This is a genomic window from Pseudomonas lalkuanensis, assembly GCF_008807375.1.
Lineage (GTDB): Bacteria > Pseudomonadota > Gammaproteobacteria > Pseudomonadales > Pseudomonadaceae > Metapseudomonas > Metapseudomonas lalkuanensis.
Genome location: NZ_CP043311.1, coordinates 2,738,430 through 2,756,116, shown reverse-complemented (window position 1 = coordinate 2,756,116; position 17,687 = coordinate 2,738,430). Strand labels below are relative to the sequence as shown.

The 17,687-nt window shown below is 66.5% G+C and carries 5 protein-coding genes; all 5 read left to right on the top strand.

The genetic code is table 11. The annotated features are described in order from the left end of the window. The first annotated feature begins 379 nt into the window (after positions 1 to 379). Genes FXN65_RS28430 through FXN65_RS12805 form a run of 5 tightly spaced genes read left to right on the top strand, consistent with a single transcriptional unit; the run spans position 380 to position 17,587 of the window. Entirely contained in the window at positions 380 to 11,842 is an 11,463-nt protein-coding gene (locus FXN65_RS28430) for a VCBS domain-containing protein (protein ID WP_151133571.1), read from the top strand. A gap of 20 nt (positions 11,843 to 11,862) precedes the next feature. After that, a complete protein-coding gene (locus FXN65_RS12820) occupies positions 11,863 to 13,395 on the top strand; it encodes a TolC family protein (protein WP_151133570.1) in 1,533 nt (510 codons plus the stop codon). Next, positions 13,379 to 14,158 (top strand): efflux RND transporter periplasmic adaptor subunit, encoded by a 780-nt coding sequence (locus FXN65_RS12815; RefSeq protein WP_151133569.1) that lies wholly within the window; start codon positions 13,379 to 13,381, stop codon positions 14,156 to 14,158. Before FXN65_RS12820 ends, FXN65_RS12815 begins: the two co-directional genes overlap by 17 nt. Continuing rightward, a complete protein-coding gene (locus tag FXN65_RS12810; RefSeq protein WP_151133568.1) occupies positions 14,151 to 15,491 on the top strand; it encodes an efflux RND transporter periplasmic adaptor subunit in 1,341 nt (446 codons plus the stop codon). The genes FXN65_RS12815 and FXN65_RS12810 overlap by 8 nt, the downstream gene beginning before the upstream one ends. A gap of 2 nt (positions 15,492 to 15,493) precedes the next feature. Then, entirely contained in the window at positions 15,494 to 17,587 is a 2,094-nt protein-coding gene (locus tag FXN65_RS12805) for an HlyD family efflux transporter periplasmic adaptor subunit (protein WP_178119436.1), read from the top strand. The last annotated feature ends 100 nt before the right edge of the window (positions 17,588 to 17,687 follow it).

Here is a 17,687-nt window from a genome sequence, read left to right as displayed (position 1 = left end):
GACGCCAGAAAGGTGCACAGGAAATTCCCAGCACGTCACAGAAATCTTTCAGAAGGCCCGCAATAGGCACACATTCCTGTCACAGGAACGACAAGTGGGCTGGATTTTCGTTTATCTCGTGGATAGGCTCAGGGTCAGAAATTTCTGACAGAAATTGGAGTTCTGTCAGCAACACCAGATTTTCTGGACGAACCCGACACACTCAAGCGCCCTCCCCTGACTCGCCGCCCTGCGGCTCCTTCGGGGCAGGGAAAAGCGTCGTTCGGATTCATCGCCGATTGAACAAAGACCTTGTCTGGCACTTCCGGACAGGAAGTCGGTAGCACTGAAATTTCAACTGCAACGGCCTGCCCAGCGCGGCAGGTCCCTTGGTGAACATATGGATATCGATACCAAGACCGGCGCGCGCGTGCCGCCCGTATTCAGGCCCCAGCGCCGCGCCATGGCCCTGGAGCCGCGCATTCTGTTCGACGGTGCCGCCGCCGCAGCGGTTGACCAGCAGCACCAGGACAACGGTGATGCCGGCAAGGCCACCACCGACCATGCCACCCCCAACGATGCCCGCAGCGAACCCGGTCAGCAGCAGTCCGCCAGCCGGCACCTGCTGGTGCTGGACAGCCGCATCGAAGGCCGCGAACAACTGACCGCGCAACTCCCCGGCGATGTCGACGTGCTGGTGGTAGAGGCCAATCAGGATGGACTGGCGGCCATCTCCGCCGCTCTCGCGAAACTTGGCCAGGTCGACTCCATCCAGATCCTGTCACACGGCGCGTCCGGCGAGTTCACCCTCGGCAAGACGACCCTCACTGCCGACAACATCGACCAGTTCGCCCAGCCCCTCAGCCAATGGAGCCAGTCCCTCAGCGAAGGGGCCGACATTCAGCTGTACGGTTGCAAGGTGGGTGAAGGCAGCGCCGGGCGCACCCTGGTCAACGAACTGGCACGCTGGACCGGCGCCGATGTCGCGGCCTCCAGCGACGATACCGGCAGCACCCATGCCGGCGGCGACTGGGACCTGGAAGTCACCAGCGGTGACATCGACAGGCCCATTGCCCTCGCCGCCAGCGCCACAGCGGCCTACGACCGCCTGCTGGCTGCCGGCCCCAGCACCACCCTTACCGGCGGTGCGGATGTGTTGCTGGGCGACACCTTCGCTTTCGACGTCACCTTCAACAACATCAGCGCCGACGCCGGCTACGCGCCCTTCATCGACCTGTTCTTCCCCGCCACCGGCAAGGACGGTGCGGGCGCGGAAATCGACGATGGCATCACCTTCGTCTCCGCCACCTACCTCGGGCAGAACCTTACCGCGCATGTGCTGACCTTCGACGCCAATGGCCAGGCCAGCCACCCACTGGCGGTGGGCACCGACGGCAAGCCGCTGATCATCAACGCCGCCGATTTCGGCATGCAGGCGGGCGACCAGATGGTGGTGGTCGAACTGCCCTTCGCCAGCGTATCCCAGGGCCAGCCCCCCATCACCGTGCAGGTGACTGCGTCCTTGAGCGATCTGGCCGACACCGACTTTTCCTTCTCCGGAACTACGCCGGACCTGACCATCCGTGCGCGCAGCGGCTTCCAGTACGGCAACGACTCTCTGAACAACCCGGCGACCGACCCCAGTATCCTCGAGCCCTCGGCCAACGCCGACAGCTATGTGGTGCACCCGACGGTGATCACCTTCGACCAGGTCATCACCACGCCCGAAGGCGAAACCGCGACCGGCCCGAACCATGGCCGCGAACTGGACGTCATCATCACCCCGGCCGACTCCCAGACCCTGACCGACGTGGTGCTGGTCCAGCCGGTTCCGGACAACGTCATAGTGACCGCCATCTCGCCCGGTGGCGGCGGCACCATCACCTCGATCACCCTTTACGACGGCCGTGCCATCACCGACCCGACATTCATCCAGCGCATCCTCGCGCAGAACAACGACGGCGACCTCAGCAACGACCTTTATATCCGTGAGTTCACCGTCCGCTACCCGACGCTGACCGGCGCCACGACCACCAGCGTGAATTTCTTCGTCCCGGAATCCGATGCCGACGGCGTCCCGGTACTCAACGCCGCCACCGGCGACGACGTCACCATCACCTTTGACGCCCCCACGGCCGCCGGCAGCTGGCAACCCCTGGACCCGCGCGACGCCACCAACGGCCAGATCATCTTCAATGGAAGCGGAGACGACGTCAGTTTCGTCGCCAAGTCCATCACCCTGCAGAAGCAGGTCAGCGTACGTACCGATCTCGGCACGACCGGCCTCAGTCCGGGCGACATCCTGAACTACAACCTGAACATCGCCCTCTCCGACTATTTCGCCTTCGGCAAGACCTTCCACGGTTCCGGTGACTTTGCGGTCTTCGACCGCCTCGGCGACGGCCAGAGCCTGATTCCCGGCACCGCCACCCTGACCATCAGCCAGAACGGCGCTACACAGACGATCGCCCTGCTTTCTCAAACCATCGTCAATGCCGATGGCAGTACGTCCATCGTCTTCGATGTCGGCGCCTCCCTGGCCAATGCTTTCGGTGCCCGTCAGTGGCTCAACGGTGACCTGGCGTTCGATAACCTCCTGGAAGGCGCCACCCTGGCGGTGATCGCCTACCAGGCGCGCGTCGCCCAGAGCTACACACCCCCGGCGGGCGCCCCTCACAGCGAGATCAATGAAGGCGACTCCTTCGGCAACAACGCCACGGTCACGGCCACTGTGCTGTTCGACCCGAACAACCTCAGCGGCTTCGACGAGAGCGACGGCTCCAGTACCCTCAGCACCATTCCCACCAGCCAGGTGCAGATAGACCTGGCCGACCTCAATGGTGGCGGCGCTCCGGCACCTGGCACCGAATTGCGGCCCGGCGACTCGGTCACCTTCCGCCTCAGCTATGACCTGGTCACCGGCGACTACGAGAACTTCAAGCTCACTGCGTACCTGCCGCTGCCACTGTTCGACCTGACCGGCATCGACCCCAACACCATCTGGCGTCTGGCCACCGGCAACACCAACCCGAACAGCCCCACATCGGTCACCATCGGCCCGGGCAACTCCCTGGTGTTCACCTTTGCCGACTACGTCAACCCCGGCATCGACGGCAGCCGCATCGCCATCGACTTCACCCTGACCGTCAGCGACCAGCCTTTCGCTGACCAGCGCGCCTTCAACGTGCTGGGTGAATCGAGCCAGACCCGCACCCTGGACAAGAGCGTCCTGCTCACCACCGACGACGTGACCCTGATCGCCTCGGTGGCCGAGCCGGTGCTGAACATGAGCCACGGTGTGGTGTCCGCCAGCCACGGCACGGTGACCGGCACCACCGGCACCTGGAACGCACCGGGTACCGCCGGCAGGCCCTTCAGCGGCAGCATCACCGACATCCTGGCGGTCAATGGCAACGTCACCGGCATCGATGCCAGCGACCGCCTGCGCCTGGCCACTGCCATCGAGAACCGTGGCGGCGGCAGCGCCTACGACGTCAGCACTCGCATCACCCTCCCGCCGGGCCTGTCCTTCGTTGGCGGCAACCTTTCCGCCGCCAACCTGCTGATCTATCGCGGCGACGGCACGCAACTGGTGGCCGGCACCCATTTCACGGTGGACAACGCCACCAACACCGTCACCTTCATCGACGCCCCCGGCGCTGGCGCCCTGCTCGCCGGCCGCCCGGGCACTGCCGCCGACAACAGCGGCGCCAATGTCGTGGTGATCACCTACGACGTGCAGGTGGCGGCGAACATCGGTGCCAGCGCATCCCTGCAGACCACCGCCCAGCTCACCCACTACGCCAGCGCCGAAGGCGGACAGAACTTCGTTCCCGCCCCGCTCTCCGACATCGCCAACCAGCAGGTCAGCGCCCCGGTCATCAGCAAGAACTTCGCCGGCGGCAGCCTGGACAACAGCGACTCCAGCGCCACCCACACCACGGGCGCGAACCTGGTGGTCGGCGAGAGCATGCTCTACGACATCATCGTCACCCTGCCCGAAGGCACCACCCAGAGCCTGCGCATCGACGACCTGATCCCCAACGGCCTGCGCCTGGACACCAGCTTCAACGCCAACCAGGGCTATCAGCTGATCACCACGGCTGGTGGCGCGCTGACCGCCAACTTCGCCGGCACCGTCACCATCGGCAGCCTCACTGCCCCGAGCGGAACCCTGGGGGCCGACGGCGTCGACGCGCGCTTCACCTTCACCGCCGCCGGTGCTGCGGGCGACAACAACACCGGCAACAACAGCTTCGTCATCCGCGTGCGCCTGGTGGCCAGCAACGTGATTGGCAACCAGGCCGGCGGCGTGCGCCAGAACGACGCCCGGCTGAGCTACAGCGACCCGGACGGCAATACTCCGAACGGCGCCACGCCGCTGAATCGCGATGTGAACCTGACCGGTACCAAGCCGTCGATCACCATCCAGGAACCGACCCTGCAGCTCACCCAGCAGCTGATCACCAACCCTGGCCTGGGCTTCGACGAGGGCGACCGGGTCGACTTCAGCATCACCATCGCCAATGGCAATGCCGGCAGTGACTACGACGCCTTCGACATCGCCTTCTCCAGCCAGCTGCCCACCGAAATGGACCAGCTCACTGTGGTCAGCGCGATCTATACCCTGGGCGGGGTCAGTACCGATATCAGCGCCAGCTTCAGGCTCGACCCGACCGGCCGCACGCTGATCAACACCGGCAATGTCGACATCGCCAAGGGCGGTACCCTCGTCATCCGCGTGACCGGCGTGGTGAACGCCACCGGCGCCTCCGTGGCCGAGTTCGACAACCTCGCCAACGTCCGCTGGAGCAGCCTCAACGGCAGCAACATCAACGGCGCCGCCGACCCCGCCGGCGAACGCACCGGCCTCGACGGCCTGCTCAATAGCGGTGTCCTGAACGACTACCAGCGCAGCAGCGCCCTGATCATCCCGGTGGCCCAGGCCATCCGCTTCTCCCGTGTCGGCGGCCTATCCGACACCGCCGCGCCCAACCCGACCGACGCGCTCGTGGAGAACGTGAGCATCGGCGAGATCATCCGCTACCGTGCCGCCGTGCTGGTGCCCGAGGGCAGCAACCCCAACTACCAGCTGATCATCACCCTGGACGATGGCCTGACGGTGGATGACCTCAGCACCATGCGCATCGGTTTCATATCCGATGGCGGGCTGGTGACCAGCCTGGGGGACCTGATCATCGGCGGCACCTTGCATATCATCGGCAACGAGGACAGCCCGCAAGCCCAGCTGATTACGCCCGACCTTTCCGGCGCTGCCCCTGGCGGCGTGATCAACCCGATCTACGTGGTGCTCGACACTGACGCCAACGGTCGCCAGATCGTGACCCTCAACCTCGGCAACCTCACCAACGGCCCCTTTGGCACCGGTAACGACAGCAACGACGACGACCTCGAAGGCGTGGTCTTCGAGTTCAACGCCCGGGTGGACAACAGCCTCGGCAACCAGAGCGCCAAGCAGCTTGGCGTCACGGTGCATGACCGCGTCAACGGCATTGTCCGCACCACCAGCGATACCCTGTTCGAGCGCATCGTCGAACCCGGTTTCACCAACCTGGACAAGACGGTCACCGACTTCAACGCCAACCCCGGCGGTACTCTCGGCACCGCCACGGTTACGGTCGGTTTCACCTCCAACGGCAGCCTGCCGGCCTACGACGTGCACCTCACAGATGGCTTCCCCACCGGCAGCAACTACAGCCTGCTGAGCATCACCATCGGCGGCACCACCTACACGCCGGGCAACCTGCCGGCCGGCGTCAGCTTCAGCACCACGGGCGGCGTGACGGTGGACATTGCGCAAATCAACCCCGGCACCAGCGTCAGCGTGGTCTACAGCGTGCAGGTGCCGAACAGCGCGACCATCGCCAGCACCGATGCCACCCTGAGCTGGAGCAGCCTGCCGGAAACCTTCACCAGTTGGGGTGGCACGGCAGTCGGCGCCGACGGCACCGCTGCGGGCGAGCGTACCGGCGCGGACGGCCCCGGTCCGGACGGTACGACCCTGAACAACTACGTGCTTCGCGAAGGCGCCGGCCTCGGAATCATCAGCGGAACCCTGTGGAACGACACGGACACGGCCGCCACCGCCCCCAATGACAGGACGCCCGACCCCGACCCGGTTCCCGGCACCCCGGCCTACGAGCTGGCCATCGCCAACCAGACCATCAACCTGATCTGGGCCGGTAAAGACGGTGTGCTCGGCAATGGCGACGACAAGACGTTTACCACGACCACCAATGCCAATGGCCGCTTCAGCTTCGGCGTGTTGCCTTCAGGGCTGTACCGCATCGATGCGCCCACCACGGTGAACAGCATCGCCCAGTTCGGTGAGCTGCGCGTACGCATCGACACCGACGGCGGCACCCTCGGCCAGGTCCGGGTGACCCTCGGTGAAGGCGCGACTCAGCAGGCCAACTCCGGCTATGTGGAAATCAACGATGCACCGGTCAACAGCCTGCCGGGCTTCCAGCAGGGCCTGGAGGACACGCCGCTGGCCATTCCGGGTATCAGCGTCAGCGACGTCGACGCCGAGCGCGATCCCAATGTCAACGGTCGCGCCATCCAGGTCAGCCTCCAAGTGCTGCGCGGAACCCTGTCGTTCACCGGCGCAACCACCGGGGTGACGGTCACCGGCGCCGGTACCGCGAACCTGGTGCTGGTGGGCCGGATCGCCGACATCAACGCCGCCCTCGCCGGCCTTCGTTACCTGGGCAACCAGGATTTCAATGGCGTCGACTTCCTCGAAGTGGTGACCAACGACCTGGGCAACTATGGCGACTTCAACGGCAACGGCATTCCCGGCGAACTGGCCGACGCACGCACCGACCGCGACTTCCTGGTGATTCGCCTCGACCCGGTGAACGACGCGCCGAACGCCGTGAACGATGACGCCACGGCGCTGGAAGCCGGCGGCACCGCCAACATCATTGCGGGCATCGACCCGCGCGGTAACCTGCTGGACAACGATACCGATATCGATATCGCCACCAACGGCGACCAGCTCAACGTCATATCGGTCACCTCTCCGCTTGGCGTGGTGGTCACGGTTCCAGCGCTTGGCCCGGTGGAAGTGCTCGGTCGCTACGGCAAGCTGGTGATCCAGGCCAACGGCGCCTACCAGTACATCGTCGACAACGCCTATCCCGAGGTGCAGGCGCTCCGCCTGGCCTCCCAGCAGTTGACCGAGAACTTCACCTACGTGATCTCGGACATCGGCATCGGCGGGCCGCCGCTGCAATCCTCGGCCACTCTCTCGGTGGTCATCCAGGGTGCCAACGACACCCCGACAGGCATCAATGACGCGGGTACGGCCATCGAGAAAGGCGGCGTCAACAACACCGACATCGCCAACCCCGGCGACAACCCTCCGCCCGGATTCCCGGTTCCCGGCGCCAACGCCACCGGCAATGTCCTGGACAACGACCTGGATGTGGACGGCGGCGAGAACCCGGCGGACCCGATCGACTACGGCGAAACCAAGCGAGTCAGTGGCATTCGCGCCCTGCGCGAGATCGTACCCGGCCTGATGATCATCGTGCCCACTGGCGGCAGCATCAGCATCAATGGCACCTACGGCACCCTGACCATCGGTTCCGATGGCAACTACAGCTATGCGATCAACGAGAACAGCACCGCTGTGCAACGGCTGGGCCCCAACGACACGCTGTCCGACATCTTCACCTATCAGGTCACCGATGCGGCGGGCCTGAACGACCTTGCCGAGCTGCGCATCACCGTGCGCGGCAATTACGACAACCCCGTCGCCAGCGATGACCGTGCCGTGGCCCAGGCCGGTTCCGGCCCCAGCGCCATTGGCGAGAGCAACCCCAGCGGCAACGTCATCCGCTTCCCCAGCCGACCCGGCCCGGTCACCCAGCCCGGAGGTAACGGCGTGGACAACGACGTCGACGCCGCCGACCGACCCAACACCCAGCTCAGGGTCAACGGCGTGCGCTCGGGCCTGGAAACCGCAGGCGGCGTGCTGATCGGCGTGGCCGCAGGCTCCACCAGCGGCACCAACGCGACCCTGCTGGTTGGCAATTTCGGCCTGTTGCGCATCGGCGCCGATGGTTCCTTCACCTACGACGTGGACAGCGCCAACCCCACGGTGCAGGCCCTGCAGGCCGGCCAGACCCTGACCGAGACATTCACCTACCAGATCGTCGATACCAACGGCCTGACCGACCAGGCGCAACTGGTGATCACCGTCCGTGGGGTCAACGATCCGCCCATTGCCCAGGACCACTTCAATATTGCTGTTGAACGCGGTGGCGTGGCCAACGGCCAGGCGGGCATCGATCCCTCTGGCGACGCCCTGCTGTTCGACGTCGATCCGGACGGCGACCCGCTGAGCGTGATCTCGATCAGCAACGACACCCTGAGTACCAATGGCGTGATCGGCCAGGCCTTCGCCGGCCAGTACGGCACCCTGACGCTGAACGCCGACGGGACCTATACCTACGTCCTGGACAACAGCAACCCGGAAGTCGAAGCCCTGCGCCAACTGTCGGACTTCCTCCTCGAGCGCTTCACCTACGAGATTTCCGATGGTCAGGAAGCGCCCCAGTCAGCGCAGCTGGTGATCCTCATCCTTGGCCGCAACGACAACCCGGTGGCCACCGACGACGACGCCACGGCCGTGGAGGCCGGCGGCGTTAACAATGGCAGCGCCGGTGTGGACCCGAGCGGCAATGTGCTGGACAACGACACCGACATCGACGGCGGAGCCCTCGACAGCATCGACTACGGTGAAACCCAGGCGGTGGAATCCGTGCGGACCGGTGCCGTGGAAGGCATAGGTTCGGCGGGCACCCTGGGCAGCGAACTGCGCGGCCAGTATGGCTGGCTGACCCTGAACGCCGATGGCAGCTACAGCTATCGGCTGGACAACAGCCTGGCCGCCGTGCAGGCCCTGCGTGCCGGCAATACGCTGATCGACACCTTCAACTACAGCGTCATCGACACCGCCGGCGCCACCGACATTGCGCTGCTGAACATCACCATCGAAGGCGCCAACGATAACCCCGTGGCCAACGACGACAGTGCTATCGCCGTGGAAGCCGGTGGTCTCGACAACATCCTCGCCGGCGTCGACCCAAGCGGCAACGTCCTGGCCAACGACACCGATGTCGACCAGTTCGGCGAGACGCTCACCGTGGTCGATGTACGCCAGGGCGCCAACATCGGCACCATCGGCAGCGCCTTGGTTGGCGAGTACGGCACCCTGACCCTGAACGCCGACGGCAGCTACACCTACATCGTCGATAACGACGATCCACGGGTGGAGGCCCTGCGCATCATTGGCGACACGCTGAGTGAACGCTTCACCTACACCGTTCGCGATCTTGCGGGCGCCGCCAGCACCGCCACCCTCACCATCACCATCCAGGGCCGCAACGACAACCCGCATGCCATCCGCGTAGACCTGGTCGCCGTGGAGGCTGGCGGCACCAACAACAGCACCCTCGGCATCGACCCGCGCCTCAATGTCATGGCGAACGACACTGACGTCGACGCGGGCGATACCAAGACGCTCATCGGCATTCGCGTCGGTGATGAACTGGGGGGCAACGGATTCACCCTGGTCACCGGCAGCCAGAGCATCGCCGGGCTGTACGGCACATTGATCGTGCAGCCCAATGGCGAGTCGCACTACGTGGTGAACAACGCCCTCGCGGCGGTCCAGGCACTCAAGCCTGGCGACACGCTGCAGGAAGTCTTCTCCTACCGCATGCGCGACACCGCCAGTGCCCTGAGCATTGCCCGCATCACCATCACCATCCAGGGTGCCTGGGACGCTCCGGTCGCCGAGGACGACCTGAACATCGGCGTCACCGACAACGGCGACGGCCTGGTACTCAACCCCACCGGCAACGTCCTGCCCAACGACAGCGACGTCGACCAGGGCGACCAGCTCACCGTCACCGGCATCCGCACCGGGCCGGAAGACGGCAGCGGCACCGCTGGCGCCGTCGGCAGCGTGCTGGTCGGCCAGTACGGCACGCTGGTGATCAATGCCGACGGCAGCTACCACTACACCATCGACATCTCCAACCCGGAGGTGCTCGCCCTCGACCTGCTGGACACCCTGGTGGACCACTTCACCTATGAAGTGACGGACCTCGGCGGGCTCACCGACCTGGCCCAGCTGTCGATCATCGTCGTCGGTCGCAACGACGCTCCGGACGGTTTCGACGACGAGGCCACCGCCGTCGAGGCGGGCGGCCTGAACAACAATGCCCCCGGTGTGAACCCCAGCGGCAATGTCCTGGACAACGACTTCGACCTGGAAGGGCAGCCGCTGTCGGTGACCGGCATTCGCACCGGCACGGAAACCGGCAGCGGCACCAGCGGGACCGTCGGCACGGTGCTGCGCGGCCGCTATGGCGACCTGACGATGAACGCCGACGGCAGCTGGACCTATGTGGTCGACAACAGCCTGGCCGAGGTGCAGGCGTTGCGCATCAGCGGCCAGACCCTGCTGGACACCTTCACCTACACCCTGGCCGACACGCACCTGGCCACCGACACCGCCGAGCTGCGCATCACCATCGATGGCCGCAATGACACTCCGATCGCCCAGGATGACGACAGTACCGCGGTGGAGGCTGGCGGCGTGGGCAACAACATCCCCGGCAGCGATCCGTCCGGCAACGTCCTGAGCAACGACCAGGACGTGGACAGCGTCGCCAACGGCGAAACCCGACAAGTGCTCTCGGCCACCAGCGAATTGGGCAACAGCGCCGGTGCCGGCGTGGCCCTGGCGGGCCGCTACGGCACCCTGACCCTCAACGCCGATGGCAGCTACACCTATGTGCTGGATAACAGCAATCCGACGGTACAGGCCCTGCGCACCGCCGGCGAGACGCTGCGTGAGGTCTTCACCTACCGCATGCGCGACACCAGCGGCGCCGAGTCCGAAGCACGCCTGAACCTGCTGATCCAGGGCGCCAACGACAACCCCGTCGCCCGTGACGACAGCAATGTGGCCAGCGACCAGACCCCGGCCCCACAGGCCAGTGGGAATGTCCTGCCCAACGACTCGGATGTGGACGGCGGCGAGCAGTTGCAGGTGGTGGGCATCCGCACCGGCGCCGAGACCGGCAGCGGTACGGCTGGCGTGGTCGGCCAGGCCATCCAGGGCCGCTTCGGCACCCTGGTGATCAATGCCGACGGCAGCTACACGTACAGCATCGACCTCACCAACCCCGAAGTGCTGCGTGCCGCCGGCCTCGGCCGCGTGCTGCAGGACGTTTTCACCTACACCCTTGGCGACCGTGCCGGGGCGACGGACCGGGCGCAACTGGTCATCGACCTGGACATCGCCGCCCCCTTCATCCCCGCCCCGGAAAGCAACCTGATCGACCCGCATTTCGACCGTGGTGACCGCGATCCCTTCCGCCGCCCGACGCTGCCCGTGGTGGACCCGGTGGTCTTCGTGGGCCCGGTGGTGGAACGCAACGACCGGCTTCTCACCCTGTCCAGCTGGGAGGCCGACGGCAGCAACCTGGCCCTGGGCCGGGTACCGGAAATCCAGAGCGATACCCTCGGCAACCGCCTTGGCCAGACACCCGGCCAGTTCGTTTCCCGCGCGGTGCGCGAAAGCCGTGTGGACAGCGACCTGGACCTGGCGTGGATCCTCGGCCGTCATGGCCGGATCAACCTCAGCGCAGATGGCCTGCTGGCCGATCCCTCGGTATTCGCCCCCGGCGCGGAGAACCTCACCCAGGGCGATGCACAGTTGCCACCGCCTTCCGACACCCGTACCGCCCCCGGTTTCCGCGCCCAGTTGCGCGAGGCCGCCGAGCGCCTGCGCGCCCTCGGCAACGGCACCCCCGAATGAGCAGGAATCAAGGACTGACCATGCCAAGAACGCCCCTCACCCTCCTCAGCGCCGCCATCGCCTCCAGCCTCCTGCTAGGTGCCTGTTCGGCCATGAAGCCCCACGTGTATACGGAAGAGGAAAGCCGACAGCGCATCGTCCAGGACCAGGCGCAGATGTACGCCGACCAGGAGCCGGTAACCGCGCCCATCACCTTCTACGAAGCCGCCGCGCGTGCCCTGAAGTACAACCTGGACTACCGCCTCAAGCTGATGGAAAGCGCCCTGTCCAGCGACCTGCGGGACGTATCCAGCCACGAGATGCTGCCGCGCCTGGTGGCCTCGGCCGGCTATGCCGGGCGTAACAACGACTCCGGCGGCACCTCCATCGGCATCGAGGACCGCGAGGAAAGCCTGCGGGCATCCACCTCCGAAGAGCGTTACCGCGAGCTCTACGGCCTGGGCCTGTCCTGGAGCCTGCTGGACTTCGGCGTGGCCTACTACCGCACCCAGCAGAAGAGCGACCAGATCCTCATGGCCGAGGAACGCCGTCGCAAGGTGGCGCAGAACGTCCTGCAGGATGTGCGCAACGCGTACTGGCGCGCCGTGGGCGCCCAGCGCCTGATGCCCCAGGTGGACCGCCTGCTGATGCGCACCCACCGGGCCCTGCTCTCCGCCCAGGAAGCAGAGTCCAAAGGCCTGTTGCCGCGCCAGGAAGTGCTGGCCTACCAGCGGGCCCTGCTGGACTCCATCTACCTGCTCACCGTGCGCCGCCAGGACCTGGAGTTCGCCCAGGCCGAGCTGTCGGCGCTGATGTCGCTGCCGCCGGGTTCGAAGCTGGTCCTCGCCGACCAGGCCGAACAGCCGCTGCCGGAGCTGAAGCAGGACATCAACCGGCTGGAACAGCTCTCCCTGGAGAACCGACCGGAGATCATGGAAGAGTGGTACCGCAAGCGGGTCAACGAGAACGACCTGAAGATCGCCAAGGCCCAGCTCTGGCCGAACGTCAGCCTAGACTTCGGTTACAAGTACGACTCCAACAAGTTCCTCTACAACAGCCACTGGACCGAAACCGGGCTGCAGGTGTCCCTGAACCTGCTGCGCCTCTTGCAACTGCCGTCGCTCAACAACGCCACCGAGTCCCAGGCGAAAACTGACGACATGCGCCGAGTGGCGCTGTCCATGGCCATCCTCACCCAGGTGCGCGTCGGCACCCTGCGCTACCAGCTGGCGCGCCAGGAAGTGGAGTTCGCCGACCAGAGCCTGCGGGTGGACCAGAGCCTGCTGGACTACGCCCAGGCAGCGCGCAACACCTCCTATGGCTCGGAACTGGAGCTGATCCGCGCCGAAGGCCGCTACCTGCTGTCCCGTTACCAGCGCGAAGCGGCTTACTCCAGCGCCCAGGCGGCCTGGGGCCGGCTGTACAACTCCATCGGCCTGGACATCCTCCCGGAGCAGATCGAGAAGCACGACATCCCGACCCTGGCCCGCGAAATCCAGCGCACCCTGGAAGAGCAGCAACGCGACAAACTCCTCGCCAACCAACAAGGAACACCGCATGTCGTACAACGCTGAGCGCCGTCTGCTCGCATTTTTGCTGTCCCTTGTCCCTTTGCTTGCACTCCCCGCCGCCCAGGCCGATGACACGCCGGCGGCCAGTCCCCTCGGGGACCCCGGCGCCATTCGCGTGCTGCTCGCGGCCGACCTGGAGACCACCCTCTCCAGCCAGATGAACGGCACACTCGGCGAACTCAAGGCCTCCCTCGGCCAGCAGGTGGCGAAGAACGCCCTGCTGGCCCAACTCAACTGCGAAGAAGCCCAGGCCCGCGCCAAGGTGGCCGTGGCCGAGCTGACCATGGCGAAGCAGAACCTCGACGCTAAACGCAACCTGCGCAAGCTGGATGCGGTGGGCGACCTGGAAGTGGCCATGGCCAGTACCGAGGTGCAAAAGGCCGAAGGCGCCCGCGCCCTGGCCCAGGCCCAGAGCGGCTACTGCCAGGTACAGGCGCCCTTCGCCGGGCGGGTGGCCAAGGTCCACGTGAAGCCCTACCAGACCGTGGCCGCCGGTACGCCGCTGTTCGACCTGGTCAGCGACGGCGCCCTCAAGGTCCGCCTCAACGTGCCCTCCAGCCTGCTGCCCAGGCTCAAGCCGGGCCTGCCGCTGGAAGTGAGCATCCTGGAAACGGGCAAGTCCTATGGCGCCCATATCAGCGCCATCAACTCGCGGGTGGACGCCGTGGCCCAGACCGTGGAACTGGAGGCCCGGCTCGACGCCGAGCCCCCGGAACTGATCGCCGGCATGAGCGGCACCGCACACTTCCCGCAAGCCAATGACTGATCGTCTGCCACATCCGCAATTGCTGCTGGGACTGGCCGCCCTGCGCGACCGTGCCCTGGCCGCCGATTCTCTGAACGCCCTGGCGTTTTCCATCGCCAACGACCCTTACGCGCTCCTGCGCTACCACCAGGGCCTGGTGCTGGCCCAGCGCGGCGAGGACCTGGAGTTGCTCTGCGTCTCCGGCCTGGCGCGGCCCAGCGAGGATTCGCCCTATCTGGTCTGGCTGCGCCGCGCCAGCCGCTGGCTCGCCGGCCAGTTGCCCGATGCGACGCCTCGCTGGCTGGCCCGCGATGCCGTGGAACCGCCCGAGGACATCGCCGAAGGCTGGGCCGAATGGTGGCCCAGCGGAATCTGGTGCATTCCCCTGCATGACCGCGACGGCAAGCGCCTCGGGCTGGTGCTGTTCCTCCTGGAAGCCCCGCCGGCGGAAACCCTGCTGCCGCTGATGGATGGCCTCTGGCAGACCTGGGCCCACTGCTGGGCGGCCTTCGGTGGCCAACGACGCCTGCTGGCCTGGCGGCCCAGCAAGCGTCAGCTGCTGGTAGCGCTGGCGGTGGCCGGAGCGCTGATGCTGATACCGGTTCGGCAGACAGCCCTCGCCCCCGCCGAAATCGTCTCGCGCCAGGCGGAGATCGTCAGTTCGCCCATCGATGGGGTGATCGAGCGCATGCAGGTGCGGCCGAACCAGCCGGTGGAAGCGGGCACCCTGCTGTTCAGTCTCGACGAAACCACGCTCAAGAGCCGTGCCGAGGTCCTCGGCAAGGAAGTGGCGGTGGCCGACGCCGAGCTGATGGCGGCCAGCCAACGCGCCTTCGATAACCCCCAGAGCAAGAGCGAGCTGACCCTGCTCAATGGCCGTGCCCAGCAGCGCCGCGCCGAACTGGCGGCGGTGCAGGCCCAGCTGCAACGCACCCGCGTGCGTTCACCGCGCGCCGGAGTGGCGGTATTCAGCGACCCCAATGACTGGCTGGGCAAGCCGGTGGTGACCGGGGAGCGCATCCTCCAGGTGGCCGACCCGGCACAGCCGGCAATGCTGATCCAGCTGCCCGTGGCCGATGCCATCGCCCTGGAACCGGGCGCCGAGGTCACCCTGTTCCTCACCGCCTACCCCCTCTCGCCGCTCAAGGGCGAGGTGCTGGAAACCAGCTACCAGGCCCGCGCCAACGATGAGGGCGTGGTGGCCTACCGGCTGCTGGCCAGCGTCCAGGGCCAGCCGGAGCACGCCCGCCTCGGCCTGCACGGCACCGCCAAGCTCTATGGCGAACGGGTAGTGCTCGGTTACTACCTGCTGCGCCGTCCCTTCGCCGCGCTGCGCGCCTGGACCGGCCTGTGACGATCGATGCCGCCGAGCTGCCGCTGCCGGCCTTGCGGGAAGACCTGCGCCTGCTGGAAACCGCACCGGGTAGCGACGGCGAGCCGGCCTGGGTAATCCAGGACACGGTGGTGAACCGCTTCTATCGCATCGGCTGGCTGGAGTTCGAATGCCTGCTGCGCTGGGAAGGCACGCCGGCGCGAATCTGCCAGGCCATCCAGGAGCAGACGCCACTGCGCCCGGATGTAGGGCAGGTGCTGGATTTTCGCCAGTTCCTCGAACAGCACCAGTTGTTGCGCCCCAGCCCGGACGCCACGTCGCGCATGGCCAGGCGCAGCGAAGGCAATGCGTGGCTGGACTGGCGCTGGTGGCTGCATCACTACCTGTTCTTCCGCGTCCCGCTGCTGCGCCCGCAGCGGCACCTCGAGCGCCTGGCCGGGCAGTTGGACTGGCTGTTCCGGCCGCTCACCGGGGTGCTGGTGGTGGCACTCGGCGTGTTGGGGATACTACTGGTGCTGCAGCAATGGGATAGCTTCACCACGGCTGTGGTCGAGTCCTTCTCCGCGTCCGGGCTGGTCAGCTTCGCCATGGCGCTGATCCTGGCCAAGACACTCCACGAAATGGGGCATGCCCTGGTGGCGACGCGCCTGGGACTGCGGGTGGGTCACATGGGCATCGCCTTCGTGGTGCTCTGGCCGATGCTCTACACCGATACCGGAGAGAGCTGGAAGTTGCGAAGCTCGCGGCAACGCCTGGCCATCGCCTCGGCCGGCATCCTCACCGAACTGGCCCTGGCGGGCCTGGCCACCCTTGGCTGGGCGTTGTCGGACCCTGGCCCCCTGCGCAACGCCCTGCTCTACCTGGCCACCACCAGCTGGGTGCTGTCCCTGGCGTTGAACGCAAGCCCCTTCATGCGTTTCGACGGCTATTTCATCCTCTCGGACCTGCTGGACTTCCCCAACCTCCACGAACGCTCCTCGGCCCTTGCCCGGACCACCTTGCGGCGCGTGCTGCTTGGCCTCGAAGAGGACTGGCCGGAGGTCTTCAGTCCCGGCAGACGCCGCGCCCTGGTGGCCTTCGCCATGGTGACCTGGGTCTACCGCCTGGTGCTGTTCCTCGGCATCGCCGTGGCGGTCTACCTGCTCTTTTTCAAACTGCTCGGGATACTCCTGTTCGCCGTGGAAATCTCCTGGTTCATCCTCATGCCGGTCTGGCGCGAACTGAAACACTGGTGGGCCAACCGGGCCGCCATCCGCCGCAGCCGCCGCGTCTTCTGGTGGGGCGTGCTGGCCACGCTCCTGCTGCTGCTCGCCGTGCCCTGGCGCAGCCAGATCCATGCCCTGGGCGTAGCGCGCGCCGAACACCAGCTGCGGGTCTTCGCGCCCTACCCGGCCCGCCTGCAGGCCATCCACCCCACCGGCACCGTGGAAGCCGGTGCGACCCTGGTGGCGCTGGAAGAGCCGGACATCGCCTCGCGCGTGTCCAGCAGCGAAGCCAGCGTGAAGAGCTACGAAGCGCGCCTGGGCGGGCTGATCGCCGACCCCACCGGCGCCGAGCAGGCCCTGGCCACCCGCCAGCGCCTCGGCGTGCAGTTCGAGGAAGCCCGTGCAGCCCGTTCGGAAATCGCCCGGCTCAGGCTCCAGGCGCCCTTCGCCGGGCAGTGGCTGGACCTCGACCCGGACTGGCGCCCCGGCCAGTGGGTGCACAGCCGCGATCCCATCGGGATGCTGGTGGACCCGAGCCGCTGGCAGGTAGATGCCTATGTGGACCAGGACGACGTACAGAGGCTGGTGCAAGGCGGCAGCGTGCGCTTCTATCCGGAAGGCCTGCCGACGCCCATCACCGGCACAGTGGTGACCATCGGCAGCACCCGAGTCAGCCAGCTCGAACACCCGATGCTCGCCTCCCGCTACGGCGGCCCGCTGAGCGTGGCCAGCCACGGCAAGGAACTGGTACCAACCCCGCCGCTGTTCCATGTGCTGGTGCAACTGGACAGCGCCCCGCCCACCCTGCGCGAAACCCGCGGCCACCTGCAGATCGAAGGCAATCGCCGCAGCCTGCTGGCCGAGGCTTTCACCCATGTGGCGGCGGTGGTGCTCAGGGAAAGCGGGTTCTGAGCGCGTGCTCGCTTCGTTGGGCTTCGCGTCGCTCAGCCACAACCTACGAACTCCGCCCCCTTCCTGTGGAGGCGAATTCATTCGCCAAGCGGGCCGCAGG